Annotated in this window: 23 protein-coding genes, 1 tRNA gene and 2 pseudogenes; 10 read left to right on the forward strand and 16 right to left on the reverse strand. The window is 72.1% G+C overall.

The window, feature by feature from the left end:
• Nucleotides 1-15: 15 nt before the first annotated feature.
• The 11 genes and pseudogenes from MM440_RS09640 to MM440_RS09695 all read right to left on the reverse strand — a co-directional run bounded on the left by MM440_RS09640 (nucleotide 16) and on the right by MM440_RS09695 (nucleotide 11,202).
• Complete coding sequence (locus MM440_RS09640; RefSeq protein ID WP_241444089.1) at nucleotides 16-513, reverse strand: MarR family winged helix-turn-helix transcriptional regulator; 498 nt, start codon at nucleotides 511-513, stop codon at nucleotides 16-18.
• A 97-nt stretch (nucleotides 514-610) separates the two neighbouring features.
• Entirely contained in the window at nucleotides 611-1,405 is a 795-nt protein-coding gene (locus MM440_RS09645; protein ID WP_241444090.1) for an IclR family transcriptional regulator domain-containing protein, read from the reverse strand.
• Nucleotides 1,406-1,416: 11 nt separating this feature from the next.
• Complete coding sequence (locus MM440_RS09650) at nucleotides 1,417-2,058, reverse strand: 3-oxoacid CoA-transferase subunit B (RefSeq protein WP_241444091.1); 642 nt, start codon at nucleotides 2,056-2,058, stop codon at nucleotides 1,417-1,419.
• Nucleotides 2,055-2,762: a 3-oxoacid CoA-transferase subunit A gene (locus MM440_RS09655; RefSeq protein ID WP_241444092.1), complete on the reverse strand. Its 708-nt coding sequence runs from the start codon at nucleotides 2,760-2,762 to the stop codon at nucleotides 2,055-2,057. Before MM440_RS09655 ends, MM440_RS09650 begins: the two co-directional genes overlap by 4 nt.
• Nucleotides 2,762-4,020: pseudogene (locus tag MM440_RS09660) on the reverse strand (thiolase family protein). Before MM440_RS09660 ends, MM440_RS09655 begins: the two are co-directional and overlap by 1 nt.
• Nucleotides 4,021-4,121: 101 nt before the next feature.
• Nucleotides 4,122-5,441 (reverse strand): annotated as a pseudogene (gene pcaDC, locus MM440_RS17705) (bifunctional 3-oxoadipate enol-lactonase/4-carboxymuconolactone decarboxylase PcaDC); the annotation flags it as partial.
• Nucleotides 5,438-6,904, reverse strand: coding sequence for a lyase family protein (locus tag MM440_RS09675; RefSeq protein WP_241444093.1), 1,467 nt, complete (start codon nucleotides 6,902-6,904; stop codon nucleotides 5,438-5,440). The pseudogene pcaDC and the gene MM440_RS09675, both read right to left, overlap by 4 nt.
• 99 nt (nucleotides 6,905-7,003) lie before the next feature.
• Complete coding sequence (gene pcaG / locus MM440_RS09680; protein WP_241444094.1) at nucleotides 7,004-7,573, reverse strand: protocatechuate 3,4-dioxygenase subunit alpha; 570 nt, start codon at nucleotides 7,571-7,573, stop codon at nucleotides 7,004-7,006.
• Nucleotides 7,573-8,400: a protocatechuate 3,4-dioxygenase subunit beta gene (gene pcaH / locus MM440_RS09685; RefSeq protein ID WP_420914153.1), complete on the reverse strand. Its 828-nt coding sequence runs from the start codon at nucleotides 8,398-8,400 to the stop codon at nucleotides 7,573-7,575. Before pcaH ends, pcaG begins: the two co-directional genes overlap by 1 nt.
• A 41-nt stretch (nucleotides 8,401-8,441) precedes the next feature.
• Nucleotides 8,442-10,319, reverse strand: a complete 1,878-nt coding sequence (locus tag MM440_RS09690) for a bifunctional sugar phosphate isomerase/epimerase/4-hydroxyphenylpyruvate dioxygenase family protein (RefSeq protein ID WP_338155637.1) — start codon at nucleotides 10,317-10,319, stop codon at nucleotides 8,442-8,444.
• A 4-nt stretch (nucleotides 10,320-10,323) separates the two neighbouring features.
• Nucleotides 10,324-11,202 (reverse strand): shikimate dehydrogenase, encoded by an 879-nt coding sequence (locus MM440_RS09695; RefSeq protein ID WP_241444096.1) that lies wholly within the window; start codon nucleotides 11,200-11,202, stop codon nucleotides 10,324-10,326.
• Nucleotides 11,203-11,424: 222 nt separating this feature from the next.
• Between MM440_RS09695 and MM440_RS09700 the strand changes: the two genes are divergently transcribed.
• The 4 genes from MM440_RS09700 (at nucleotide 11,425) to MM440_RS09715 (ending at nucleotide 14,494) form a co-directional block, all read left to right on the forward strand.
• Nucleotides 11,425-12,042 (forward strand): TetR/AcrR family transcriptional regulator, encoded by a 618-nt coding sequence (locus MM440_RS09700; RefSeq protein WP_241444097.1) that lies wholly within the window; start codon nucleotides 11,425-11,427, stop codon nucleotides 12,040-12,042.
• A 71-nt stretch (nucleotides 12,043-12,113) separates the two neighbouring features.
• Nucleotides 12,114-12,195, forward strand: a tRNA-Gln gene (locus tag MM440_RS09705).
• Between the two features lie 48 nt (nucleotides 12,196-12,243).
• A complete protein-coding gene (locus MM440_RS09710; RefSeq protein ID WP_241444098.1) occupies nucleotides 12,244-13,428 on the forward strand; it encodes a UDP-N-acetylglucosamine pyrophosphorylase in 1,185 nt (394 codons plus the stop codon).
• A gap of 88 nt (nucleotides 13,429-13,516) precedes the next feature.
• The gene (locus MM440_RS09715) at nucleotides 13,517-14,494 is read left to right on the forward strand and encodes a ribose-phosphate diphosphokinase (protein WP_241444099.1); all 978 of its coding nucleotides are present in this window, start codon (nucleotides 13,517-13,519) and stop codon (nucleotides 14,492-14,494) included.
• An 83-nt stretch (nucleotides 14,495-14,577) separates the two neighbouring features.
• On the opposite strand, the gene MM440_RS09720 is transcribed toward MM440_RS09715, so the two are convergent.
• Nucleotides 14,578-15,246, reverse strand: a complete 669-nt coding sequence (locus MM440_RS09720) for a 50S ribosomal protein L25/general stress protein Ctc (protein ID WP_241444100.1) — start codon at nucleotides 15,244-15,246, stop codon at nucleotides 14,578-14,580.
• A 337-nt stretch (nucleotides 15,247-15,583) separates the two neighbouring features.
• Between MM440_RS09720 and MM440_RS17345 the strand changes: the two genes are divergently transcribed.
• From MM440_RS17345 to MM440_RS09740, 4 genes are read left to right on the forward strand one after another with little or no spacing between them, the layout of a single operon-like run.
• Nucleotides 15,584-16,111, forward strand: coding sequence for a holo-ACP synthase (locus MM440_RS17345; protein WP_241444101.1), 528 nt, complete (start codon nucleotides 15,584-15,586; stop codon nucleotides 16,109-16,111).
• The gene (locus MM440_RS09730) at nucleotides 16,108-16,347 is read left to right on the forward strand and encodes an acyl carrier protein (RefSeq protein WP_241444102.1); all 240 of its coding nucleotides are present in this window, start codon (nucleotides 16,108-16,110) and stop codon (nucleotides 16,345-16,347) included. The genes MM440_RS17345 and MM440_RS09730 overlap by 4 nt, the downstream gene beginning before the upstream one ends.
• A 3-nt stretch (nucleotides 16,348-16,350) precedes the next feature.
• Complete coding sequence (locus MM440_RS09735) at nucleotides 16,351-16,737, forward strand: class-II aminoacyl-tRNA synthetase family protein (protein ID WP_241444103.1); 387 nt, start codon at nucleotides 16,351-16,353, stop codon at nucleotides 16,735-16,737.
• 24 nt (nucleotides 16,738-16,761) lie between these two features.
• Complete coding sequence (locus MM440_RS09740) at nucleotides 16,762-17,334, forward strand: class-II aminoacyl-tRNA synthetase family protein (RefSeq protein ID WP_241444104.1); 573 nt, start codon at nucleotides 16,762-16,764, stop codon at nucleotides 17,332-17,334.
• Nucleotides 17,335-17,343: 9 nt separating this feature from the next.
• Here MM440_RS09740 and MM440_RS09745 read toward each other — a convergent pair whose 3' ends face one another.
• Together MM440_RS09745 and MM440_RS09750 are read right to left on the reverse strand one after the other, a co-directional pair.
• The gene (locus MM440_RS09745) at nucleotides 17,344-18,312 is read right to left on the reverse strand and encodes a glycosyltransferase family 2 protein (protein WP_241444105.1); all 969 of its coding nucleotides are present in this window, start codon (nucleotides 18,310-18,312) and stop codon (nucleotides 17,344-17,346) included.
• Nucleotides 18,309-19,460: a glycosyltransferase gene (locus MM440_RS09750; RefSeq protein ID WP_241444106.1), complete on the reverse strand. Its 1,152-nt coding sequence runs from the start codon at nucleotides 19,458-19,460 to the stop codon at nucleotides 18,309-18,311. The genes MM440_RS09745 and MM440_RS09750 overlap by 4 nt, the downstream gene beginning before the upstream one ends.
• Before the next feature lie 207 nt (nucleotides 19,461-19,667).
• On the opposite strand from MM440_RS09750, the gene MM440_RS09755 reads away from it, so the two are divergent.
• A complete protein-coding gene (locus MM440_RS09755; protein WP_241444107.1) occupies nucleotides 19,668-20,870 on the forward strand; it encodes an O-antigen ligase family protein in 1,203 nt (400 codons plus the stop codon).
• A gap of 11 nt (nucleotides 20,871-20,881) precedes the next feature.
• Here the strand turns inward: MM440_RS09755 and MM440_RS09760 are convergent, their stop codons facing one another.
• Nucleotides 20,882-21,931, reverse strand: coding sequence for a glycosyltransferase family 4 protein (locus tag MM440_RS09760; RefSeq protein ID WP_241444108.1), 1,050 nt, complete (start codon nucleotides 21,929-21,931; stop codon nucleotides 20,882-20,884).
• 35 nt (nucleotides 21,932-21,966) lie between these two features.
• On the opposite strand from MM440_RS09760, the gene MM440_RS17350 reads away from it, so the two are divergent.
• Nucleotides 21,967-23,565 carry a lipopolysaccharide biosynthesis protein gene (locus tag MM440_RS17350; RefSeq protein ID WP_241444109.1) on the forward strand — a complete coding sequence of 533 codons (1,599 nt, stop codon included), beginning with the start codon at nucleotides 21,967-21,969 and terminating at the stop codon, nucleotides 23,563-23,565.
• Between the two features lie 98 nt (nucleotides 23,566-23,663).
• Here MM440_RS17350 and MM440_RS09770 read toward each other — a convergent pair whose 3' ends face one another.
• A complete protein-coding gene (locus tag MM440_RS09770; protein ID WP_241444110.1) occupies nucleotides 23,664-24,275 on the reverse strand; it encodes a YveK family protein in 612 nt (203 codons plus the stop codon).
• Nucleotides 24,276-24,304 lie beyond the last annotated feature (29 nt).

Here is a 24,304-nt window from a genome sequence, read left to right on the forward strand (position 1 = left end):
GGGTCCGGCGCTTGCTCAGGCCTCGAAGGGCAGCAGCAGCGAGCGCAGCAGGCGCGCCAGCTGGTCGCGCTCGCGGGCGGACAGCCCGGCGAGCAGCCGCCGCTCCCGGTCGAGCAGCTCGCTGAAGGCCGCGTCGACGACCTCCTTGCCCGCCTCGGTGAGCGTGACGATGACGCCGCGCCGGTCGTCGGGGTCGGGGCTTCGGGTCACGAGGCCGCGTGCGGCGAGCCGGTCGACCCGGTTGGTCATGGTGCCGGAGGTGACGAGGGTCTGCTGGACGAGGCGCCCGGGGGAGAGCTGGTAGGGCGTCCCTGCGCGCCGCAGCGCCACGAGCACGTCGAACTCGTAGCCCTCGAGCTGGTGCTCGGCGAACGTCTCGCCGCGGGTGAGGTCCAGGTGGCGAGCGAGCCGGGAGACCCGAGAGAGCACCTCCAGCGGGCCGAGGTCGAGGTCGGGCCGCTCCCGGCGCCAGGCCGCGACGATGTCGTCGACGTCGTCCGTGGCTCCAGTCATGGGCTCACTATAGCCGCGCCCAAAAGTATCTGAACGTCGAGATATCTCAGTGGGGCCGGTTGCGACGATCGCTCGGCGCTCTGGCGCCGGGGCCGCGTCAGTGGCCGGCGACGCGCAGGTCGGTGGAGAGGGCGGCTGCGGTCGCGCGCAGGGCAGCGAGCGAGTTGATCAGGTCGCCCGCGGCGGGGTCGGCGACGTTGGTCGACACGTTGACGGCGGCGACGGTGCGGCCGGCGGCGTCGACGACGGGCGCCGCCATCGAGCGCAGCCCGGGCTCCAGCTCCTGGTCGACGATGACGTAGCCGTCGCGCCGCACCTGGTCGAGCAGCTCGCGCAGGGCACTCTCGTCGTGGATGGTCTGCACGGTGAGCGCGGACAGCGCGGCGGTGCGGAAGTAGTCGTCCAGCTCGGCGGGGGTGAGCCCGGCGAGCAGGACACGACCCATCGACGTCGCGTAGGCCGGGAACCGGGTGCCGACGTGGATGTCCACGGTCATGATCCGCCGTCGGGCGACCCGTGCGACGTAGACGATGTCGGTCCCGTCGAGGACGGCGAGCGAGGTGGACTCGAGCAGTCGCGCGGAGAGGTCCTCGAGCCGGGGACGGGCCAGCTCGGGCAGCCGCTGGCTCGACAGGTAGGCGTAGCCGAGCTCCAGCACGGCCGGAGCGAGCGAGAAGAGCTTGCCGTCGAAGCGCACGTAGCCCAGCTCGACCAGGGTGAGCAGGAGCCGGCGGGCGGTCGCGCGGGTCAGCCCGGTGCGTCGCCCGACGTCCGACAGTGACAGCTCGGGGTGCTCGCTGTCGAAGGCGCGCAGGACGGCGAGCCCCCGGGCCAGCGACTGGACGTAGCCGTCGCCGGGCTCGGGGGTCGTCGGAATCCCTTGCGCTGCCATCGAGTCCGACCCTAGTCGAGGCTCCGCAGCGGGACGGACATGCGCTCGGCCAGCTCCTCGACGGTGGTGCCGAAGGTCTCGCGCACGGTCACGCCCTGGTCGTCGATGAGGAACACGGCGCACTCGGTGTAGACCCTGCTGACGCACCCGGGGCCGGTGAGCGGATAGGTGCACTCGGGGACGATCTTGGCCTCGCCGGTCTTGGTGAAGAGGTTCATCATCACCCAGGTCTCCTTGGCGCCGACCGCGAGGTCCATGGCGCCGCCGACGGCCGGGATGGCGTCGGGGGCGCCGGTGTGCCAGTTGGCGAGGTCACCGGTGGCGGACACCTGGAAGGCGCCCATGACGCACACGTCGAGGTGGCCGCCGCGCATCATCGCGAACGAGTCGGCGTGGTGGAAGAACGAGGCGCCGGGGACCTCGGTCACCGGGATCTTGCCGGCGTTGATGAGGTCCTCGTCGATCTCGTCGCCCTGGGCGGCCGGGCCCATGCCGAGCAGGCCGTTCTCGGTGTGCAGGGTGACGTCCTGGTCGGCGGTGAGGTAGTCCGACACGAGGGTCGGCTGCCCGATGCCAAGGTTGACGTAGGACCCGGGCGCGATGTCCTTGGCGATCAGCGCTGCCAGCGCCTGACGGTCCAGCGTGCCGCTCACTGCTCCTCCTCGTGCTCGGGGGTGGTCTCGGGGGCGACGGGGCCGCCCACGGTGACGATGGTCTGGACGAAGATGCCTGGGGTGGCGATGTTTTCGGGATCCAGGCCCCCCAGCGGCACGACGTCGTGGACCTGCGCGACGGTGTGCGCTGCGGCCGTCGCCATGATCGGTCCGAAGTTGCGTGCGGTCTTGCGGTAGACCAGGTTGCCGGCGCGGTCGGCGCGCAGCGCCTTGATGAGCGCCACGTCGCCACGGATCGGCGTCTCGAGCACGTAGCCGCGGCCGTCGATGACGCGCGTCTCCTTGCCCTCGGCCAGCGGGGTGCCGTAGCCGGTGGGGGTGAAGAACCCGCCGATCCCCGCGCCCCCGGCGCGAATTCGCTCGGCGAGCGACCCCTGCGGGACGACCTCCAGCTGCACGCGCCCCTCGCGGTAGGCCTTGTCGAAGTGCCACGAGTCGGACTGGCGGGGGAACGAGCAGATCATCTTCTGGACGTGCCCCTCGGCGATGAGCAGCGCGAGCCCCTCGTCGCCGTTGCCGGCGTTGTTGTTGACGACGGTGAGGTCCTTGACGTCGGTGCGCAGGAGCGCCTCGATGAGCTCGACCGGCTGGCCGGCCTTGCCGAATCCGCCGATGAGGACGGTGTCGCCGTCGCGGACGCAGGCGACGGCCTCGTCCACGTCGTCGAGGAAGTGCTTGGGCATCAGGACTCCTTGTCGCTGGTGGAGGGTGCGACGTCGTCGCTGGGGGAGGGCGCGGCGTCTTCGCTTGCGGCAGAGACGTTCTCGAGGACGACGGCGAGGCCCTGGCCGACGCCGATGCAGATGGCCGCGACGCCCCAGCGCTCGCTGCTCGCCTGCAGCCGGCGCGCCAGCGTGCCGAGGACGCGGCCGCCCGAGGCGCCGAGGGGGTGACCGACGGCGATGGCGCCGCCCCAGGCGTTGACCACGGCCGGGTCGACGTCCCAGGCGTCCAGGCACGCGAGGGACTGCGCCGCGAAGGCCTCGTTGAGCTCTACGGCTCCGACGTCGCCCCAGCCGATGCCCGCACGAGCGGCGCCCGGTTGGCGGCCTCGACCGGTGCGTAGCCGAAGAACTGCGGCTCGTTGGCGGCCGCCGCGCGGCCGGCGATGCGCGCGATCGGCGCGAGTCCCAGTGTCTCGCTGGCGGACTCGCTGCCGAGCCACAGCGCGGACGCGCCGTCGGACAGCGGGCTCGCGTTGCCCGCGGTGACGGTGCCGCCCTGCTCGGGGGTGCGGAAGACGGGGTTGAGCGTGGCGAGCTTCTCGGCGGTGGAGCCCGGGCGGATGCCCTCGTCGCGCGTGAGGTCGGTGCCCGGGACGGGCACCACGAGGTCGTCGTAGAACCCTGCGTCCCAAGCCTTTTCGGCCAGCTGGTGGGAGTGCGCGGCGAACTCGTCCTGACGCTCGCGGGAGATGCCGTAGCGCTCGCGCAGCTGCTCGGTGGCCTCGCCGAGGCTGACCGTCCACTCCTTCGGCATCGCCTTGTTGACCAGGCGCCAGCCGAGGGCGGTGTTGGCCATCGTCAGGTCGTGCGCGGGGAACGGCTTGGTGGTCTTGGGGAGCACCCAGGGCGCCCGGGTCATCGACTCGACGCCACCGACGAGGATCACGTCGGCCTCGTCGACGGCGATCTGGCGGGACGCGATGATCGCCGCGTCGAGGCTGGAGCCGCACAGTCGGTTGACCGTGGTGCCCGGGATGTCGACCGGCAGGCCAGCGAGCAGCGTGGCCATCCTTGCGACACAACGGTTTTCCTCGCCCGCGCCGTTGGCGTTGCCGAAGATCACCTCGTCGATGCGCTCCGGGTCGAGCCCGGGGGCGCGCTCGACCATCGTGCGCACCACGTGGGCGGCGAGGTCGTCCGGTCGCACGCCGGCGAGGGCTCCGCCGAACCTCCCGAACGGGGTGCGGACGGCGTCGTAGACGTAGGCGTCGGTCACGAGGGCTCCTTGCGGGTGGCGTCAGTGGTGGTGGCGTCGGTGGTGGTGGCGTCGATGGGGGAGGTGGCGGTGGCGGCTGGGTGGGCGGCGGTGTCGCCCTGGGCGTCGACCTCGGCGAAGACCCGCTGGGCGACCTTGAAGGCGGCGTTGGCGGAGGGGACGGAGCAGTAGATCGCGGACTGCAGCATGACCTCCTTGATCTGGCCGCGGGTCATGCCGTTGTTGAGGGCGGCCCGCACGTGCATGGCCAGCTCCTCCCAGTGCCCGTGTGCGATCAGGGCGGTGAGCGTGATGGCGGACCGGGTGACCCGGTCCAGGCCAGGGCGGGTCCAGATGGTGCCCCAGGCGTAGCGGGTGATGAGGTTCTGGAAGTCGGCGCTGAACTCGTCGATGGCGGCGTTCGCGCGGTCGACGTGGGCGTCGCCGAGCACCTCGCGGCGCACCCCGATGCCGGCGTCGTAGGTCTGCTGCGCCGTGAGCGACATGTCGGCGCCGCCCAGGCTCGCGGCGGGCACGGTCCCTCGGGCGCCCTCGTGGCCGGTGGCGGAGCCGCCATCGTGCTCGGTGGCGGAACCATCCTCAGGCTGGGTCAAGACGGCGCCCGCGTGCTCGGCGAGCGACAGCACTGCGGAGGCGGTGCCCTGCGGGTCCTCGGCGGGGGCGAGGTGACCGACTCCGCCGAGGGCGATCGAGCGGGCGCTGGCACACCGCTCGGTGATGTCGTCGGCGAGGCGCGGCGGGGCGACCTGGTCGTCGGTGCCGTTGACGAGGACGACCGGGTCGGTGATGCGGTGGACCTGGTCCAGCACGTCGAAGCCGGCGAGCGCCTCGCAGCAGGCGGCGTAGCCGAACCGGTCGGTGCGCTGCAGGGTCATCAGCAGGCGGCCGCTGATGTCGGGCTGCTGCTCGATGAATCCCGGTGCGAACCAACGCTTTGCGGACCCCTCGACCATGACGGGCGTGCCCTGGGCGCGCACCGTCTCGGCGCGCTCGCGCCAGGCGTCGGGCGTGCCGAGCGCGGCCCCGGAGCAGATCACGGCGAGCCCGGTGAACAGGCCCGGGTGGTCCAGCGCCAGCTGCAGCCCCGTGGCCCCACCCAGTGACACCCCGGCGTAGAACACGGGCGCGGCAGCGTCGGCAACGGCGCCGGTGTTGGGGCCGGCATCGGCACCGGAGCGCAGGGTCGCGACGAGGTTTGCCACGGCGTCGGCGAGGTCGGCGACGGTGAACGCCGCCCCGTCGAACGGGGTGCGGCCGTGACCCGGGAGGTCCCAGCCGACGATCTGGAAGTGGGGAGCCAGCAGGGGCACCGTGCGCTCCCAGAGCACGTCGACGGCGGTGCCGAGCGAGGGGCCGACGACGAGCAGCGGCTTGTCCGGGGACGGTGGCGTCAGCGCGGTGCCGACGAGGGTGAGGGTCATGAGTTCTCCTGCGAGAGAAGGCGATCGGTGAGCTGAGGTGCGAGGCCGAGGTAGCGCGTGGGCTGGAGCAGGTCGTCGAGTGCGGCGTCGTCGAGCGCCGACGCCGGCACCAGGGCGCGCAGGGCGGTGGCCAGGTCGGTGCCGCCGCTGAGCGACTCGTCGACCGCGGCCTGCACGGCGGCCTTGCCGGTGCGGCCCTCGGTGGCGGGGACGAGCGGCGCGACGACCGCCATGATGCGCTCGGTGACGACGGCCGCGCCCGAGTGCTCGAGGTTGCGGCGCAGGGCGGTCTCGTCGACGGCGAGCCCGCTGCACAGCTCGGCGAGCTTGGGGGTGACCCCGCCGGCCAGGCGCAGCAGCGCGCGCAGGCTGGGCCACTCGGCGTGCCACGCGCCGTCTGGGCGCTCGTGGTCGGCGAGGCCCGCGGCGGTCAGCAGGGTGGCGACCTGTGCGGGGGCGTCGAGGGCGGCGCTGCGGATCATGATGGACAGCACCGGGTTGCGCTTGTGCGGCATCGCCGACGAGCCGCCGCGGCCGGGGGCGGAGGGCTCGACCAGCTCGCCGACCTCGGGCCGGGTGGCGAACGCGATGTCGGTGGCGATCTTGCCGGCCGCCGCGACGACGTCGGCCAGCGCGAAGCCGAGCCCGGTGACGGTCTGGCGGCGGGTGTGCCAAGGCAGCGACGCCGCGAGGCCGAGTCGCTGCGCCAGGTCGTCGCTCAGCGCGAACGCGTCCAGCCCCGCCGGCGCGGTGCGCAGCTCGAGGCCGGCCAGGGTGCCCGCGGCCCCGCCCCACTGGAGCGGCAGCGAACCCCCGACCCGGCGTAGACCGTGGGTCGCGGCGAGCAGCCCGGCCCGCCACTGCGCGACCCGCAGGCCGAACGTCGTGGGCAGGGCGTGCTGGCCGAGGGACCGGGCGATGCAGGGGGTGTCGCGGTGCCGCTCGGCCAGGGTCGCCAGCGCGGCGAGGGCGCGGTCGAGGTCCGCGAGCAGCAGCTCGACGACCTCGTGCGCCATCACCATCAGCGCCGTGTCGATGATGTCCTGGCTGGTCGCGCCGAGGTGGACGCCACGGGACGCGGCGTCCAGCCCGGCCGCGCGCAGGGCGGACCGCAGGTCGCCGAGCAGCGGGATCAGCGGGTTGCCGCCGCCGGCCGACCGCTGTGCGATCGAGACCAGGTCGTAGGCCGACGCGTCCCACGGCGACCCCGCCCCCGCCGCGCCACCAGCGCCACCAGCACCATCAGCACCATCGCCACCAGCATCGCCACGACCGCCAACACCCTCCGCCCCCAGGTCCACCAGCCCGGCCGTCGAGCACACCTGCAGCCAGGTGCGCTCGACGTCCAGCAGATCCTGGGCCAGCGCGCGGTCCGAGGTCCGCCGGGCGACGGCGGTGCCCGCCCACACGGGGGCGAGCAGGCCGAGGTCGGCGTCGTCGGGCTGCGAGACGGGCTGGTTCACGGAGTTCCTTTGCGGGAGAAGGGTGTTGGCGGACGGCAGCGCGGGCAAGGCAGCGCGTTCTACAGGGGTGAGGCGGCGCGGTCTACGAGGCCGCGTGGGCTACCGCTCGGGGTAGGTGAGGAAGACGGTCTCGCCCTCACCCTGCAGGCGCAGGTCCCAGCGCAGCGCCCCGTCGTCCTCGCGGGTGGCGATCAGCGTCCCCCGCTCGTTTTCGGGCAGCGACGACAGCAGCGCGTCGGCGGCGACCGCGTCGGCGTCCGCGACGTCCTCGGGCAGGTAGACCCGGGTGTGCAGCTTGTTGAGCAGACCGCGCGCAAACACCACGACCGAGATGAAGCGGGCGCCGCCGTCGGGGCGCGGACCCGGCTCCACGGTGGTGAAGCTGAAGCCGCCCACGTTGTCGACCGCCGTGCGACCGAAGCCGGTGAAGGTGTAGCCGTCCCGGATCAGCGAGCCGTGCGCGTCGGGGACGGTCCCGTCGGCGGCGGCCTGCCAGATCTCGAGCAGGCAGTCGGGGATCGGGTCACCGTTGCCGTCGTAGACCGTGCCGTGCAGCCGCACGGAGCCGGGGGACCCGACGGGCACGAGCTGCTCGCCGCGCTCGAACGGCAGCGCGAAGCCGTAGAACGGGCCGATGGTCTGGCCGGGCGTGGCCACAAGCTTGGTCATCAGTGGGCTCCTTCCGGGGACTGTCCGGCGGTGGTGTCGGTCTCGAACGGGGTGCGGTGGGTGCCGGTGAGCACGAGGTCGAAGGAGTAGCCGGTGGCCCACTCGTGGCTGGTGATGTCGTGGTCGTAGGTCGCGACCAGTCGCTGGCGCGCGGCGGGGTCGACGATCGCCTGGTAGATCGGGTCCAGCGCGAAGAGCGGGTCGCCCGGGAAGTACATCTGGGTGATCATCCGCTGGGTGAACTGCGTGCCGAACAGCGAGAAGTGGATGTGCGCCGGGCGCCAGGCGTTGAAGTGGTTCTTCCACGGGTAGGGGCCGGGCTTGATCGTCGTGAACTCGTAGCTGCCGTCGGCGCCGGTGATGGCGCGGCCGACGCCGGTGAAGTTCGGGTCGAGCGGTGCGGGGTGCTGGTCGCGCTTGTGCACGTAGCGGCCGGCCGAGTTGGCCTGCCAGATCTCCAGCAGCTGACCGGCGACGGGACGGCCGTCGCCGTCGACGATCTTGCCGCGCAGGATGATCCGCTCGCCGAGCGGCTCACCCTTGTGCTGGATGGTGAGGTCGCTCTCGAGGGTGTGCACGTCGCGCTGACCGAACGCGGGCGACCACAGCTCGATCGACTCGGGGTCGACCGGTCGGGGCGCCTTCGTCGGGTGGCGCAGGATCGAGCTGCGGTAGGGCGCGTAGTCGATCCGCGGCTGCGTCTCCTCGGCGCCCGCGGCCTCGTAGTCGCGGGTGATGCCGGCCATCTGCTCGTTGATCTCGGCCTGGGTGCTCTGCGCCGAGTCTGACGACGTGATGACCCTGGCGTCGTCGAAGGTCTCGTCCACCACGGTGTGGCTCCTCTCGGTGGATGGGGATGGGGGAGTGCTCAGCAGCAGGGCGCTGCCGGTCGAGGGGGCAGCCCGCGCGCGAGGCGCCGGGCGTGCTGGGTGGCGAGACGCACGGGGGCGTTCGGGGCGCCGAATCCGTCGTAGCCGCCGCGACGTTCGACGACCTCGAGGAAGATCGAGCCGACCGTCTCGGTGTAGAAGTGCACGAACTCGCCGCTGTCGTCGCGGTCGTAGAGCAGGTCGAGGCTGCGCAGGGTCTCGAGCTCCTCCGTCGACAGGTCGAAGCGGGCGGCGAGGTCGGCGTAGTAGTTTTCGGGGATCGCGAGGAACGACAGGCCGCGGTCCCGAGCGGCCCGGGCGAACGCCACGATGTCGTTGCAGTGGAAGGCGACGTGCTGCGCGAAGTGCTGACCGGGGTCGGCGCCCTGGGCGCTGATCGGCGGGACGACGTTGAGCGCCAGCCGGATCGCGTGGTCGTCGGAGTCCATGACCTGGCTGCGGACCAGCCCGAGCGGGCTGGCCACGTCGACGCTGGGGCGCGGGGTGAGGGACAGCACGCTGCCGAGGAAGAGGACGGCCTCGTCGAAGTGCTGCCACGGCTGGGCCAGGTTGACGTGGTCGACGTGGATCTCGCCGGACGACCTTGCGGGAGAGGAGAACTCGTCCACCCACGCGCTGACGCCCTGGCTGTCGGTCCCCACGAAGAAGACCTCGGTGCCGTCGGGGGCGGTCACCGCGCGCAGCTCCTCGTCGCCCGCTCCGGTCTCGCGAGCCACCGGCACGGCCTGCAGGGCCTCGGCTCGCGCCGCCGACGCGGCGGGGTCGGCCACGGTGAACCCGATGGAGGCGATGTGCTCGTCGCCCACAGAGCCGTCGACCTGGTTCAGCACCACGCGCGCGTCGTCGAGCGTCCACAGGCTGACGGCGGGCTTGGACCGGTGCCGACCGTGGTCGGTGAATCCCATGGCGCGCAGCAGGGACTCGATGTGCTCGACGGAGGGGCTGCGCACCTCGACGAAGCTGATGGCGCTGGGGTCGTCGACCGGCGGCAGCGCGGGCACGTCGACGGGCGCCGAGAGCCCCTCGGCCTCCATCCGCCGCGCGGCGCGGTCGGCCAGCCACACCAGCGAGCGGTGCGCGTCGACGGCGGTGCGCTGCACGTCGCTCTGCCGGAAGGTGTCGTTGAAGATCTCCAGCGACAGCGGCCCGGCGTAGCCGGCCTTGAACAGGTGCACGACGAACTCGGCCAGGTCCCAGGACCCCTGACCGGGGAAGAGGCGGTGGTGCCGGCTCCAGGACAGCACGTCCATGTCGAGGTCGGGGGCGTCGGCGAGCTGCACGAAGAAGATCGACCGGGTCGGCAGCGACTCGATCCCGGAGGGGTCCCAGCGCCGCGACAGGATGTGGAAGGAGTCGAGGCAGGTGCCGACGCGGGGGTGGTCCGCCAGGGCGACGATCCGGGCTGCGTGCTCGAAGTCGTTGACGTAGCGACCCCACGCCAGGGCCTCGTAGGCGATGGACACGTCGTAGCGGTCGGCGAGGTCGCCGAGGCGGCGCAGCTGGTCGGCGCACACCTGGTCGTCGTCGACGGTCGCCGTGGCCACGTTGGTGCAGACCAGCACGAGCGTCGCGCCGAGCTCGCGCATGAGGGCGAACTTCGCCTCGGCGCGCCGCAGGTTGGCGGCGAAGAGGTCCTCGCTCACGCCGTCGAGGTCGCGCAACGGCTGGTAGAGGTCGATGGTGAGTCCCAGCTCGGCGCAGCGGTCGCGCACCTGGGCCGGGGTGAGCGGCGACACCACCAGGTCCGGCTCGAAGATCTCGACGCCGTCGAATCCTGCTGCGGCACAAGCCTGGAGCTTCTCGTCCAACGTGCCGGACAGGCAGACGGTGGCGATCGACGTGCGCAGCGCGGTCATCAGGTCAGCGCCCCTCGGCGATCAGCTGCAGGAACGTCGCGCGCACCCGGTCGGGGTCGGCGGGTCGACCGGTCATCAGCGTGAACGACTCGACGGCCTGCGCGACGGCCATGTGCCCACCGTCCATCACCGCGCAGCCGAGGGCCTGTGCGGCCTCGATCAGCGGGGTGTTCATCGGCCGGTAGATCACGTCGGCGACCCAGTGCTGCGGGCGCAGCAGGGTGAGGTCGAAGGGGGCGCCCGGGTGGTTGTGCATGCCGAGCGGCGTGCAGTTGACGACGCCGGTGGCGGCGGCGAGCAGGGCGGGCAGCGCGTCGGGGGTGGCGGCGTCGACGGTGCGGTCGGGGAAGAGCGCGCCCATCGCGGTGGCGCGCTCGGCGGCGCGGTCGAGGTCGAGGTCGATCAGGTGCAGTCGCTGCACGCCGCGCTCCAGCAGCGCGTAGGCGACCGCGGAGCCCGCGCCGCCCGTGCCCACCTGGACCACGTCGGTGAGGTCGGCGTCCGGCAGCGCCTCGGCCAGGCCGCGACCGAATCCGGCGGCGTCGGTGTTGTGCCCGACCAGGCGGCGCTCCTCGCCCGTGACGACGACCGTGTTGACGGCGCCGAGCTGCGCGGCGGCGGGGGCGATCTCGTCGAGGTGCGCCAGCACCAGCTGCTTGCACGGGTAGGTGATGTTGAAGCCGTTGAACCCCAGATCGCGTCCGGCGCGCACCAGGTCGCCCACGTCGGCGCCCGGGCGGCCGATGATGGAGAGGTCGACGGGCCGGTAGACGCAGCGCAGCCCCTGGGCCTCGGCCTCGGCCTCGTGCATCGGCGGGGTCAGCGACGGGATCACCCCGTCACCGATCAGACCGGCGAGATAGGACTGCGTCGAGGTGCTCACCAAAGGCCTCCGCTGGCTGGTCGGGTGGGTGCTCCTCACTCTACGATGTGTTCACCTAGAGCACAAGAGTTCGTAGAGCGAACACGCGGCGATCGCGCCACGTGCGACGATGGCCGGGTGAGCAGCGAGCAGAGCGCGTCGGCAGAACACTCCGCCAGGGACTCCGCCAGAGAGTCGGCCCGGGGCGCTGCGAGAGACTCCAGGGAGCGGCGCCGGGGCCGGATGACCGGGCCGGAGCGTCGCGAGCAGCTCATCGACGTGGGACGAAAGCTGTTTGCCGACAAGGGTTTTGAGGGCACGTCGGTCGAGGAGATCGCGGCGTCCGCCAAGGTGAGCAAGCCGGTGGTCTACGAGCACTTCGGGGGCAAGGAGGGGCTCTACGCGGTCGTCGTGGACCGCGAGATCGGCAGCCTCCTCGGTGCGGTGACCACCGCCCTGACCGCTACCGACACCGGGCCGCGCGACCTGCTCGAGGGGGCGGCGCTGGCGCTGCTCGACTACATCGACAGCAGCACCGACGGCTTCCGGATCCTGGTGCGCGACTCGCCGCCGGGCCAGGCGACCGGGTCGTTCGCGAGCCTGCTCTCCGACACGGCGAGCCAGGTCGAGCACCTGGTGGTGTCGGAGTTCCACTCGCGCAAGCTCGACGCCAAGGCCGCCCCGATGTATGCCCAGATGCTCGTCGGCATGGTCGCGATGACCGGCCAGTGGTGGCTGGAGAGCCGCAAGCGCCGGGGCTTCAGCCGCGAGCAGGTCGCCGCGCACCTGGTCAACCTCGCCTGGAACGGTCTGGCGCACGCCGAGCCGAAGCCGACGCTGCGCACCCGGCCCAAGAAGTAGCACTACCCTGGTCCCGTTGTCGGCCCGGTCGGTCCGGGCTGCCTCGCCGCGCTCGGCCCGTCCGACCGCGATCCCCGGTTGGTCTGCTGGCAGGGCCCGCCTGACTTTGAATCAGGATTAGCGACGTTGGTTCGATTCCAACCCGGGGAGCCACCCAGCAGTCACCAGCACCAGCACCACACGGCAGGCAAGGGAGCGGCGATGAGCACCAACGAGGACCGGGTCGAGGCGCTGCTCGCCAAGGGCGTCACGATGGCCCTGCCCGCCACGGTCGAGATCGCGCCCGAGGTCGACCTCGACCGGATCAGCGGCGACGGCGTCGTCATCCACCCCGGCTGCCGGGTCCGCGGCGCCTCGACCGTGCTGTCGGCGGGGGTGCGGATCGGCCGCGAGGGTCCGGTGACCGTCGAGAGCTGCCAGCTGGGTCCGTCCGTAGAGCTCAAGGGCGGCTACGCGGCGAAGTCCGTCTTCCTCGCGGGAGCCTCGCTCGGCCTCGGGCACCACGTGCGGGAGGGCAGCATCCTCGAGGAGGAGGCGAGCGGTGCCCACACGGTCGGGCTGAAGCAGACCATCCTCTTCCCGTTCGTCACCCTGGGCTCGCTGATCAACTTCTGCGACGCCTTCATGGCGGGCGGCACGAGCCGCAGCGACCACAGCGAGGTCGGCTCGTCCTACATCCACTTCAACTTCACGCCGGCGGGGGACAAGACGACGCCCTCGCGCTTCGGCGACGTGCCGCGCGGCGTGATGCTGCGCGAGCACCCGATCTTCCTCGGCGGCCAGGGTGGGGCCGTCGGCCCGGTGACCGTCGGCTACGGCTCGGTCGTCGGGGCGGGCTCGGTCCTGCGGCGCGACATCGACGACGAGGACACGCTGCGGGTCGTCGCCGCCCCCGGCAACCTCAACCGCCCGTTCACGCCCGACACCTACGCCCGGCTCTACCCGCTGGTGGCGCGCAACGTGTCCTACCTCGCCCACCTGGACGCGCTGGAGCAGTGGTATCGACAGGCCCGGCGTCCGTTCTTCGCCGCGCAGGAGCTGGGCGAGGCGGTCTACGAGGGGGCGCTGGTAGCCATCGCAGCGGCACGCAGCGAGCGAATCACCAGGCTGCGCAAGCTCGCTCGCAAGCTCAGCGCCGACAACCCGGCGCACGAGCCGATGCGCACCCGCGTCGAGGAGCTGGTGGCGGTCTTCGGTCCCGAGGTCGAGGCGCTGCCCCCGCTGCCGATCGCCGAGCACCTGGAGCAGGCGGCCGGGTCGGTCACCTACCTCGAGGCCGTGCGCGGACTGGACAACGAGCAGGCGCAGGCGGGCACCGCGTGGCTGCAGGCCGTCGTGGACGGTCGCGTCGCAGCGGCCGAGGGGATCATCCCCGAGCTGGCCTGACGGTTAGACTGTCGCCGGGCGACCGCCCGACCCGGTGGCTGACGGCGCGTCCGATCGGCCAGCCCCCACCGCCCGAGGAGCCTTCTGGATGACCGGCGTCAAGCGCAGCAACGAGAAGAACCTGATGATCTTCAGTGGCCGCGCACACATCGCGCTGGCCGAGGAGGTCGCCTACCAGCTGGGCACCCAGATCGTGCCGACGGACTTCCGGACGTTCGCCAACTCCGAGACCTACGTGCGCTTCCAGGAGTCGGTGCGCGGCTCCGACGCGTTCGTCATCCAGAGCCACACCGCGCCGATCAACGAGTGGATCATGGAGCACCTGATCATGATCGACGCCGCCAAGCGCGCCTCGGCCAAGCGGATCACGACGGTGGTGCCGTTCTACGGCTACGCCCGCCAGGACAAGAAGTCCCTCGGCCGCGAGCCGATCACCGCCCGGCTGCTCGCCGACATGTTCAAGGCCGCCGGCGCCGACCGGCTCATCGCCGTCGACCTGCACACCGAGCAGATCGCGGGCTTCTTCGACGGTCCCGTCGACCACCTGCAGGCCATCCCGATCCTCACCGAGTACATCAACGCGAAGTACGACGAGGAGAACCTCTGCGTCGTCTCGCCGGACGCCGGCCGGATCAAGGTCGCCGAGAAGTGGGCCGCCCGGCTCGGCGGCACGCCGCTGGCCTTCATCCACAAGACCCGCGACGTGCACCAGGCCAACAAGTCCGTCGCCAACCGCGTGGTCGGCGAGGTCAAGGACCGGCTCTGCATCCTCGTCGACGACATGATCGACTCCGGCGGCACGATCTGCCAGGCCGCGGACGCGCTGATGAACGAGGGCGCGTCCGGCGTCGTCATCGTCGCCACCCACGCCATCCTCTCCGGCTCGGCGGTCGAGCGGCTGCGCGACTCCGTCGCCCAGGAGGTCGTCGTCACCAACACGCTGCCCATCCCCGAGGACAAGCGCTTCGCCAAGCTCACCGAGCTGTCGATCGCCCCGCTCATCGGCGACGCCATCCGCGAGGTCTTCGAGGACGGCTCGGTCACCTCGCTGTTCGACGAGGAGTAGACCTCCCCGACACGCACGAAGGGCTCCCACCGATCTCGGTGGGAGCCCTTCGGGTGCTGCGGGTGGTCACGCCAGGGGGAGGGTCACTCCTTGTCGTCGCCTTCGGCAGCGGGGGTTTCGTCGCCGGACTCGGCAGCCGCGTCCTCGGACTCGTCCTTCTCGATGCCGGCCTCCTCCTCGGCCTCAGCCAGCTCGGCGTCGAGGGCCTCGGCGGAGATCGCCTGGGTGATGTTGACGATGAGCAGCTCCTCGTCGGCGGCGAGGGTGGCGCCGGCCGGGAGGGTGACGTCCTTGGCCAGGATCTGGGTGCCCGCCGTCAGGCCCTCGATCGAGACCTCGAACGACTCGGGGATGCGGGTGGCCTCGGCCTCGACCTGCAGGGTGTTGTTCTCGACCTGCACGACGGTCTCGGGGGCGGCCTCACCGGTGACCTGGACGGGGACGTCGACGGTGACCTTCTCGCCGCGGCGGACGACGACGAGGTCGACGTGGTCGATGACCGGCTTGATCGGGTCGCGCTGGACGTCCTTGGCGAGGGCCAGCTGGTCCTCGCCGTCGATCTCGATGGTCAGCAGCGCGTTCGCGTTCTTGAGCGCCATCATCGTGTCGTGACCGGGCAGGGTGATGTGGACCGGGGCAGCGCCGTGGCCGTACATCACGGCGGGGATCTCGTGGGCGCGGCGGATGCGGCGGGCGGCGCCCTTGCCGAACTCGGTGCGGGCGGTCGCCTTGATCCGGATCTCGTCGGACATGTGCAGTCTCCTCGAAAAGCTCGATAGCTGTCGGTGCGGTGGTGGATCGGGCCTCAGCGCGGGACACGGTAGGTCGGCGGGCACATCGAGCGCACCACCGCGTCGATCACGGACGGGGGCGAGCGCCGCGGCGCTCGACCTCCGGCATCCCTCGCCGAGGCAGGTGATCCACGATACCGGGCGCGCCGCGCTGCAGAGAAATCGCCAGAAGGAGCCAACAAGGAGCATCGTCGGGCCCCAGACCGTAGACTTTTGCGGAGAAGGCCCAGGGCGTAGCACTCGCCCCCGGGTCACGCCACAGCGAGGGGACAGCACGATCGTGGCACACGGATCGACGGTGGGGCTTCGCCCTGCGCTCGGGGGTGAGGTGGTGCTCGGCATCGGTATCGACACCGCCGACACCAGCGACGTCGCCGCGTCCCTCGCCCGCTTCGGCCGTCGCTACGTAGACCGGGTGCTCGCCCCCAGCGAGGCCGTCGCCCTCGTCGGGTCCCCCGAGCCGGCGCGGCTGATCGCGTGGCACTGGGCGGCCAAGGAGGCCGTCACCAAGACGCTGGCACCGGTCCCCGACGACAGCTGGCCCTGGCCCGCCATCGAGGTGGACCGCGCCGACGGGTCGGTCCGCCTGCACGGCCGCCCGGCCGAGCTGGCTGCCGCGCTCGGGGTCGAGCGTGTCACCGTGGCCACGGCCGGCGAGGCCCTCCCCGCTGAGACGTGCCACACCGTGACGGTCCTGGCCGTCGCCACGAGGTCTACCCGTTCCCGTGACTCGTCCTCCCGACGGCACGACCCGCACGACCTGCACCAGACGCACGCACCGCACCACCCCACCCTGCACACCATCCAGAAGGGCACCCCTGCATGAGCACCATCGACACCGTCCGGACCATCGTCGAGAGCCAGGCCGGGCTCAGCGTCCCGGCCGCGGAGCTGACCGAGGACCAGGACCTGTTCGAGGCAGGCATGACCTCCCACAAGAGCGTCAGCGTGATGATGACGCTCGAGGACGAGTTCGACCTCGAGTTCCCCGCCGAGCTCCTCACCAAGTCGACCTTCACCTCGCTGCGCTCGATCACCGACGCGGTCGACTCGCTGGCCTGACCGATGACCGCGGGGGGAGCGGCGCAGTCAGGACCCACGGCTCGAGACAGCCGCGACGGCCGAGACAGACGCGAGCTCGGCCAGCAGGTGCTGCTGGACGAGCTCGTCGCCGCCGGCCACGTGCGCCCGCTCGGCGTCGACGGGGTGTGGGGACGCAGCGCGGCCTTCGAGGCCGTCGTCGCCGGGTTCACGGCGGCCATGCGAGACCGGTTCGCCTACCTGGACGCCGAGTACGTCTCCTTCGGGCCGCTCGTGCCCATGGCGGCGTTCGAGTCCACCGGCTACGTCAGCTCCTTCCCCCAACTGATCGGTGGCGTGAGCGTCTTCACCGGTGACGACCGCGATCACCGGGCGCTGCTCGCCGCGCGCGACCGGGGCGAGCGGTGGTAGGACCAGCTGACCTCCGCGGGCCTGATGATGGTGTCCGCGTGCTGCCACCCGCTCTACGCGATGCTGCGGGGGCAGCAGGTGGACGGTCAGGCCTACGGCGTGGGCGGACCAGGCGGCTTCGCGTTCCGGCACGAGCCGTCCAAGGACCCGTTCCGCGCGGTGACCTTCCGCCAGATGGAGCACGTGGTCTTCGGCGACGAGGCGCACGCGTCGCGCACCCGGGACCGCTGCGTGCAGACCGCGTTCGACCTGCTCACCGTCCTCGGTCTGGACCCGCGCGCCGAGGTGGCCTCGGACCCGTTCTTCGGGCGTGCCGGGCAGCTGATGGGCAGCGGGCAGCAGGCCACGTCGGCCAAGATCGAGCTGACCTACGACGCCTACGGCCCCGACTGCGAGCGGGTGGCGCTCGGCTCCGGCAACAAGCACGGCGGCCACTTCTGCCACGACTTCGGGCTCACCCTCGCCAGCGGTGAGCCGGCGCACAGCATGTGCATGGGCTTCGGCCTCGAGCGCGTCGCCGTCGCACTGCTGCAGACCCACGGCATGTCCGTGGGCTCCTGGCCGATCGACGTGCGCGAGCTGCTGGACCTGGCCTGAGCGACGGCGTCAGCGGCCGTCCTTGAGCCTCGTGGCGGCGCTGCGACGAGCGTGCCAGGCGAGCAGGTGCGGGCCTCCGGGCAGCCGGCTGACGCGCGCCTTGGCGGCGAGCTTGGTCTCGCGTGGGTTGAGCGAGCTGGCCTGGCGCAGCAGCGCGGCGCCGGTCACGCGGTCACCGGACTCCAGCGCCCGGTCGGCGCGGTTGGCCAGGTCCATCGGCGATCCTTCGGCGAGTCGCCGCTCGCAGTAGGCGCGTTCGCGCAGCGCCATCTGCGGGCCGAAGCGCTCCAGCGCCCGCCGCACGACCAGGTCCTCGGTCGCCGTCATGGTGGCGCGGTCGGTGCTCAGGCTGTCCGGCGTCCACGCGTAGAGCGCGGTGGGGGTCGGCTGGCGCACGATGCTCCAGCCGCCGAACAGGGCGCGCACCCACAGGTCCCAGTCCTCGCTGGAGCGCATGGCGGGGTCGTAGCCGCCGGTCTCCTCGAACAGCCGCCGCGGCGCCAGCATCAGATAGCTGGCCCAGTTGGCCTGCAGCATGGCCAGCCGCTGGTCGGCGAGCCCCGGGTCCTTGCCGTGGCGCAGGGTGCGGCCGGTGTCGAGGCCGGCCGGGCCGCTGATGAACGCGTTGCACGCCACCGCGAAGCGCGGGAACGGCGCCGAGTCCAACGTCTCGACGGCCTGGGTGACGTGGTTGGGCAGCAGGATGTCGTCGGAGTCGCAGGTGGCGATCAGCTCGCCGCGGGCCGCCGCGACGGCGGCGTTGCGGGCGGCGGCGGGCCCGGCGTTGACCTGCTCGACCACGCGGACGCGCTCGGGGTCGTAGCTGCGCGCGATGGCGACCGTGCGGTCGCTCGAGCCGTCGTCGACGACCACGGCCTCGACGTGCGGGTAGGTCTGGGTGAGGATGCTCGACAGGGTCGCACCGAGGGTGCGCTCGCGGTTGTAGGCCGGCACCACGACCGACACGAGACGCGTCATGCTCGCTCCTGCTTCGTCTGGTCCGGCACGAGCCTGCGGTAGATGTCCTCCCACGCGGTGAGACTCGCGTCGACCGTGAGCGGCTCGACCGTGTCGCGTCCGGCGTAGCCCCGTCGGCGGGCCTCGGCGGGGTCGTCCAGCGCGTCGACGAGGGCTGCGGCCAGGGCTACGGGGTCCTTGGAGGGGACCAGCCAGCCGTTCTCGCCGTCGACCATGACGTCCGGGATGCCGCCGACCGCCGAGGCGACGACGGGCACGGCGGCCGAGTAGGCCTCGAGCAGGACGTTCGGGAGTCCTTCGCTGGTCGAGGGCATGGCGAGCACCGCAGTGTCCGCGAGGTAGGGGCCGGGGTCGACGCGACCGAGCATCGTCACCGTGCGGGTGAGCTCGGGGTCGGCCGCGATGACGGCCTCCAGCTCGGCCTTGAGCGCGAGCTCGTCCGGGGCCTGCGCCGGCCCGGCCATCGTGAGTCGTGCCTCGGGGTGCGCCGCCACGACCGTGCGCCAGGCCTCGAGCAGGGTGCGGTGGCCCTTGCGCCAGTCGACCCGCCCGAGCAGCAGCACGTGACCGGGGGTGGGGTTCCGCTCCGGTCGTGGGCCCGCGTCCACCCCGAGGTAGACCGTGTCCGTCCGGGCCGCGTCGGCGCCCCGCGCGACCGCCACGCGGGTGACCTCCTCGACGCACCCGACGACCGCGTCGGCGCAGCGGTAGGACAGCTGGTCCCCGAGCCGACTGGCCCGGGACTTCCACTCCTCCAGGCCGACCTCGGCCAGCACCACCTTCGGTGCCGGACGAATCGACTTGGCCACCAACGGTCCCCACTGGTTCGGGGTGAAGGCCCAGGTGTGCACCACGTCGGCGTCCGCGGCCACGACGGCGTCGCGGAACCCGCGCAGGAAGTCGGGGTCCACCTTGCGCTTCTTGTCGAGCACGACGGTCGGGACCAGGCTGCGGAACTGATCGACGAGTGGCCCGGGACGGGTGATGACGACCCGGTGCTCGACGGGCCGGCCGGCGGCCGAGCGCTCCTCGTCGGTGCGTTCGGTGGCGCGGGTGAGGAGGGTGATCAGCTGCTTCTCGGCACCGCCGAGGTCACCGCCGGTGAGGTGGACGACGCGCAGGGGGCGAGGGTCGAGGGAGGAAGGCACGACGACGTGTTTACCACGACTGGACGACGGCGTCCCCGGAGTTGACGTCAACGCACGCCGCCAGGTGGATGAGGGGGCCAGAGGTTGACCGAGTGACCTCGGCGGGGTGTGCCGAGTCGGTACCCTGGTCCCGGGGATCTGACGAGTCGAGGAGCCGGGTTGGTAGGCGCTGTCCAGTCGCGGTCTCCGCGTCTCCTCGAGCCGCTCATGCGCGGCTGTCTGGTCATCTTCTTCGCGTTCTTCCCCGCAAGCGGCGCGTTGCGTGGTGGTTCGCTGCCCAAGCTCATGGTCGGTGCGGTCATCGGCATCGCGGCGTGGGACGCCCTGTCGCGCTGGGCTCGACCGCGGCTCGGCCTGAGCGAGCTGCTGCTGATGGCGTTCGGTCTCTGGTACGTGCTGGCCGTCGCGGCCTCGCCCTGGCCCACACTCGCCAAAGAGACGATGGTGACGGTCGTGGGATGGACCATCGTCGTCTTCGCCCTGGCCCAGCTGATCTGCAACGCAGGGCGCGTGCAGGCGGCCCTGGTCGGCTACGTGGTGGGCTCGACGATCGCGGGTCTGTGGGGGATCTACAACCTGGCGTCAGGTGCCGTCCCGACCGTCCAGATCCCCGGCCAGGACGTCAACGACACCGGCTTCTACACGGCTACAGGCGGTGTGATCGCGATCGGCATCTGGGCGTCTCGGGGGGTGAGCCCCTGGATGCGCCGGGTCTGCGGCGTGTGCGGGCTGGTGCTGGCACTCGCTGTCGCCGGCTCGCTGTCGCGCGGCTCGACGGCGGGCCTTGCGCTTGGCCTGGCCATCATCGCCTTCGTCAACGTCTACGCCCGGTGGTCACTGCTCAAGGGTGCCGGCCTAGCGGCCGTCCTCGCAGTAATGACCGTCCCGGTCTGGCTGCCGAAGTTCCAGTCCGGTGCCAAGGTCAAGGGGCACGTAGCCGGCGAGAACGTCTCGAGCCGGCTGGATGCCTGGGGCATCGGGGCCAACCTCGGGTTGGACCATCCCCTCGCAGGAGTAGGGCCGCAGTCCATCGCGCCGTACATCCTCAGGGCCGAGTCGATCCCACCTGGTGCCTTCGTCGTCCACGTGGCGCACAACACGGTGGTGGAGGCGCTGTACGGCACGGGCGTCGTGGGGCTGGCCCTGCTCGGCGGTGGTGTCTACACGGCGTTCCGCAACGCCCGACGCAACGCGCATTCCAGCGGGGGTCGCGCGGTCATCGGCGGCCGGGCCGCCTCCCCGGTGCTCGCGGCCCTCGCGGCCGGGCTGATCTGCTCGCTCTTCACGACGCAGCTGTTCAACCCCACGATGTGGCTCGTGCTGGCGCTCGCCAACGCCGGATCCTCCCCAGTGTTGCCGCGGCTACGCCGGTCGTCGACGGCGCGCGAGCCTGCCGCGGTGCCTCGGTGAGGGCAGGGCGATCAGGCCAGCTGCGCGTAGAGATCGGCGTAGTCGGAGGCCATCCGTGCTGCGGTGAACTCGGCCGACCGCTTCTTCGCGCCGGTCGCGAGGCGCTCACGCAACGTCGTGTCGCCGTGCAGGCGGTGGAGAGCGTTGGCGAGGCCGTCGACCGAACGCTCCGGCAGCAGGCCGTCCGCGCCGTCGCGGATGAGCTCGGTGACCCCGGGGGCGCGCACTCCCACGACGACGGCTCCCAAGCTCATCGCCTCCAGGAGCACCAGGGGCAGGCCCTCGAAGCGCGAACTGAGCTGCACGACATCCGCTGCCGCCATCAGGTCAGCAGCGTCCGGGCGGGGTCCGAGCAGGCGCACCCGGTCGGCGACGCGCTCCTGGCGGGCGACCTCCCGGACCGCTGCGTCGAGGTCCCCGGCGCCTGCGAGCAGGAGGAAACCCGGCACGCCGGATCGAGCAAACGCCTGCACTGCGAGCTCCGGGTGCTTCTGGTGCACCAGCCGCCCCACCTGCAGGACCACGAACTCGTCCTCGTCGATGCCGAGGTCGGCCCGAGTCTGCGTCCGGGTGCGTTGGGGGCGGACCTGGACCCCGTTGATCACCGTGGCGCTCACGGGTGCGCCCGCATCGGCCATCTGCTGCGCGACGGCGGGTCCGCAGGCGACCGTGAGGAGGCCTGCCACCGTGGCGAGCCGGGCATTCGCGCGGTACTGCTCGGCCGGGCTACCGTGCAGGGTCGCGAGCGCCGGGACCAGCCGACCGCGTCCGGTGGCGAGCGACGTGACCGGCATCGTGCCCGGGTTGTGCGCGTGCACCACGTCGGGGCGGAAGTCGCTGATCGCGGTCCGCAGCGCTCGCACCCCCTCGGGGAGCAGTCGCGGGTCCGCCCCCGTCATCGGCAGGCCGTACTGCGGGACGGTGAAGTCCGGCGACAGCCGTCCCGGCATCGCCGCCACCGCCACCTCGTGACCGGCGGCGGTCAGCTCCTCCACCAGGTGGCGCACCACCACCTGGGCCCCACCCTCGTCCAGATCCTTGATCACCTGCAGCACTCGCATGGCGCCCAGTATGGCGCGGAGAGGCAGACCGACCAGTGAGCGCCCCGGAAGTCCAGCCCAGCCAAGGCAGTTCATCGGCGCGCACCATCGGGCTCGGCGCCATCTGGAACGTCGGGGCATACCTGCTGCCCCAGGTGATGACCCTCGCGCTGTCCGTCCTGGTCGCCCGCACGCTGGGGCCGACCGAGCAGGGCGTGCAGAGTTATCTGATGTTCATCGCCATGACCGTGGGCACGATCTTCGGGCTGGGGCTGCCCTCCGCGGTCGAGCAGGCCGTGAGTCGCTACGTCGGTGAGGGGCGGCCGGCGCTGGTCCGCGCCTTCGGCCACTGGGCCGTCCGCAGCACCGCCATCCCGGCCGTGCTGTCCTTCGTCACCGTCTGGGGGATCGGGCAGCTGCAGTACACCGAGTGGGCCTACGCGTGGGTGGCGGCGGCGGTCGCCGGTGCGATGGTGACCACCCACGCCGTCGTCGCGCAGGGGCTCAACGGCCTGCACGAGTTCCGCACCCCGTCCGGCATCGGTGTGTCGTGCCAGCTGGTAGCGGCCTTCGGTTGCGTCTTCGTGCTGCTCACCGGTGGCGGGGTCGCCGAGTTCGTCGCCGTCCAAGCGGCGGGGATGGTCGCCTCCGCGGTGCTCACGATGTCCGCGTTCCTGCGACACCTCCCGAGGGCTGGCGAGACCGGACCCGGGGAGGTGCAGCCCGATCGCCCGATGCTGCGTGAGGCGTCGCACGCGGCCCTGCGCTTCGCGACGATCAGCGGCGTCGTGGTGCTGCTCGACACGATCGTCGCGCGGCGCAGCGAGTTCGTCTTCCTCGCGCTGTTTCACCACGATCGACCCACCGAGATCGCCTTCTACTCAGTCGCTTTCGCTGCTGCCATCGCCGTCGCGCAGGTGCCGGCGGCGCTCGTCTCGGTAGCCCTCCCGGTCGTCTCACGGCTCATCGCGAGCGGTGACCACGCCCGGGTGCGGACGGGCTACCACTCGGCGCAGCGACTGCTGCTGATGCTCAGCGCTCCTGCAGCCGGGCTGCTGCTCGGGTGCGGCGGGGCGCTCGTGCTGCTGGCCTACGGCCACGAGTACGAGAAGTCGGCCCACCTGCTGCTCATCGCCACCATCGCCCCGGTGCTCTTCGGGCCGATCGGCTCGCTCGCGTCGGCCTCGCTGCTGGGGTCGGGCGTGCCGCGCGCGGCGGTCCGCGCCCAGCTGGTGGCCGCCACCGTGACCGTCGTCGCCGACGTGGCGCTCATCTGGCCGTTCGCGTCCTACGGCGCGGCCGTCGCGGGCGGCCTCGGCATCCTCGCCGGCACCGCGAGCCTCATGCACCAGGCGCGTCGACGGCTGGAGGTCCCCGCCGTGGGGGCCGAGGTCTGGACCAAGGTCGTGCTCACGATCGTGGCCGCAGCCCTCCCCGGTGCGCTGCTCACCCTGGTCGTGGGCAGCCACGAGCTCGTCGTGCTGCTGGTCGGCGGCGTCGGCGGTCTGATCTGCGTGGGCCTGACCTGGACGATCATCCGGCCGCTCACGGGCGATCACCTCGCGATGGTCAGCGCCGTCGTCTCCCGGCTGCCCGCGCGGGGGCGCCGGGTGCTGGAGTCGTTCGTGTCCTACGAGGGCCGTCGCCGAGGCTGACGGGCGGGTCTCCTCGGCTTCGGCGAGATGGTGGCGGTCTGCACGTCAGATGTAACCAGCAGACTGCCACTGTGTTGGGCCACGGCGCGGGAGGCCCGTCAGCCGGCGTGGCCGGGGGTGTGCTGGTCGCCCTCGCGGCGACGCGCGAGCCCCAGGGCGAGCGCAGCGCCGACCAGCAGGCCGGCCAGCCCACCGGCGGCGTAGAGCACCTTGGGCGACAGGCTCTGCGACGCGGTCGGCTCCTGGGCGTGCGCGACGATGGCCAGCCGCGCCTGCTCCGACCCGACCGGTTGGCCCGCGGCGGCGCGTGCGAGCATGACCCTCTCGAACGCCTGCGCCGTCTTGAAGACCAGCTCGGGATCGTCGCCGGTGGAGCTGATGGTGAAGAGCAGCTGGCTGTCCGGGTAGGTCTGGGGCACCGAGGTGGCCGGCGCCCGGCCACCCAGGTCCTTCTTGACCTCGGCCGCGGTGTTGGGGTCGTTGGCCTGCGCGGCGAAGACCGGCGTGAGGAAGGCGACCTGCCCGAGATTCTCGCCGGTCGACCGGGTGCCGGGGAGCACCGCGAAGTTGGTCGTCGCCGAGTAGGTCGGCTTGGACGTGCTGGCGACGGCACCGGCGACGAGCAGGCCCAGCAGCAGGCCGCCCACGAGGCAGGCAACGGTCACGGCTCGCGCGATCGTCGTGCGGCGGGGGGTGGGGCTGGCTGGCATGGAGATCCTCACGAGGCGACGGACGACGG

It is taken from the genome of Arsenicicoccus piscis (assembly GCF_022568835.1).
GTDB lineage: Bacteria > Actinomycetota > Actinomycetes > Actinomycetales > Dermatophilaceae > Arsenicicoccus > Arsenicicoccus piscis.

What these genes read in the sequence shown, in the direction of transcription:
- MM440_RS09640 (WP_241444089.1), bottom strand. Translation starts at nt 513, where the DNA reads ATGACTGGAGCCACGGACGACGTCGACGACATCGTCGCGGCCTGGCGC.
- MM440_RS09645 (WP_241444090.1), bottom strand. Translation starts at nt 1,405, where the DNA reads ATGGCAGCGCAAGGGATTCCGACGACCCCCGAGCCCGGCGACGGCTAC.
- MM440_RS09655 (WP_241444092.1), bottom strand. Translation starts at nt 2,762, where the DNA reads ATGCCCAAGCACTTCCTCGACGACGTGGACGAGGCCGTCGCCTGCGTC.
- pcaG (WP_241444094.1), bottom strand. Translation starts at nt 7,573, where the DNA reads ATGACCAAGCTTGTGGCCACGCCCGGCCAGACCATCGGCCCGTTCTAC.
- MM440_RS09690 (WP_338155637.1), bottom strand. Translation starts at nt 10,319, where the DNA reads ATGACCGCGCTGCGCACGTCGATCGCCACCGTCTGCCTGTCCGGCACG.
- MM440_RS09700 (WP_241444097.1), top strand. Translation starts at nt 11,425, where the DNA reads ATGACCGGGCCGGAGCGTCGCGAGCAGCTCATCGACGTGGGACGAAAG.
- MM440_RS09710 (WP_241444098.1), top strand. Translation starts at nt 12,244, where the DNA reads ATGAGCACCAACGAGGACCGGGTCGAGGCGCTGCTCGCCAAGGGCGTC.
- MM440_RS09715 (WP_241444099.1), top strand. Translation starts at nt 13,517, where the DNA reads ATGACCGGCGTCAAGCGCAGCAACGAGAAGAACCTGATGATCTTCAGT.
- MM440_RS09720 (WP_241444100.1), bottom strand. Translation starts at nt 15,246, where the DNA reads ATGTCCGACGAGATCCGGATCAAGGCGACCGCCCGCACCGAGTTCGGC.
- MM440_RS09730 (WP_241444102.1), top strand. Translation starts at nt 16,108, where the DNA reads ATGAGCACCATCGACACCGTCCGGACCATCGTCGAGAGCCAGGCCGGG.
- MM440_RS09735 (WP_241444103.1), top strand. Translation starts at nt 16,351, where the DNA reads ATGACCGCGGGGGGAGCGGCGCAGTCAGGACCCACGGCTCGAGACAGC.
- MM440_RS09740 (WP_241444104.1), top strand. Translation starts at nt 16,762, where the DNA reads ATGATGGTGTCCGCGTGCTGCCACCCGCTCTACGCGATGCTGCGGGGG.
- MM440_RS09745 (WP_241444105.1), bottom strand. Translation starts at nt 18,312, where the DNA reads ATGACGCGTCTCGTGTCGGTCGTGGTGCCGGCCTACAACCGCGAGCGC.
- MM440_RS09755 (WP_241444107.1), top strand. Translation starts at nt 19,668, where the DNA reads ATGCGCGGCTGTCTGGTCATCTTCTTCGCGTTCTTCCCCGCAAGCGGC.
- MM440_RS09760 (WP_241444108.1), bottom strand. Translation starts at nt 21,931, where the DNA reads ATGCGAGTGCTGCAGGTGATCAAGGATCTGGACGAGGGTGGGGCCCAG.
- MM440_RS09770 (WP_241444110.1), bottom strand. Translation starts at nt 24,275, where the DNA reads ATGCCAGCCAGCCCCACCCCCCGCCGCACGACGATCGCGCGAGCCGTG.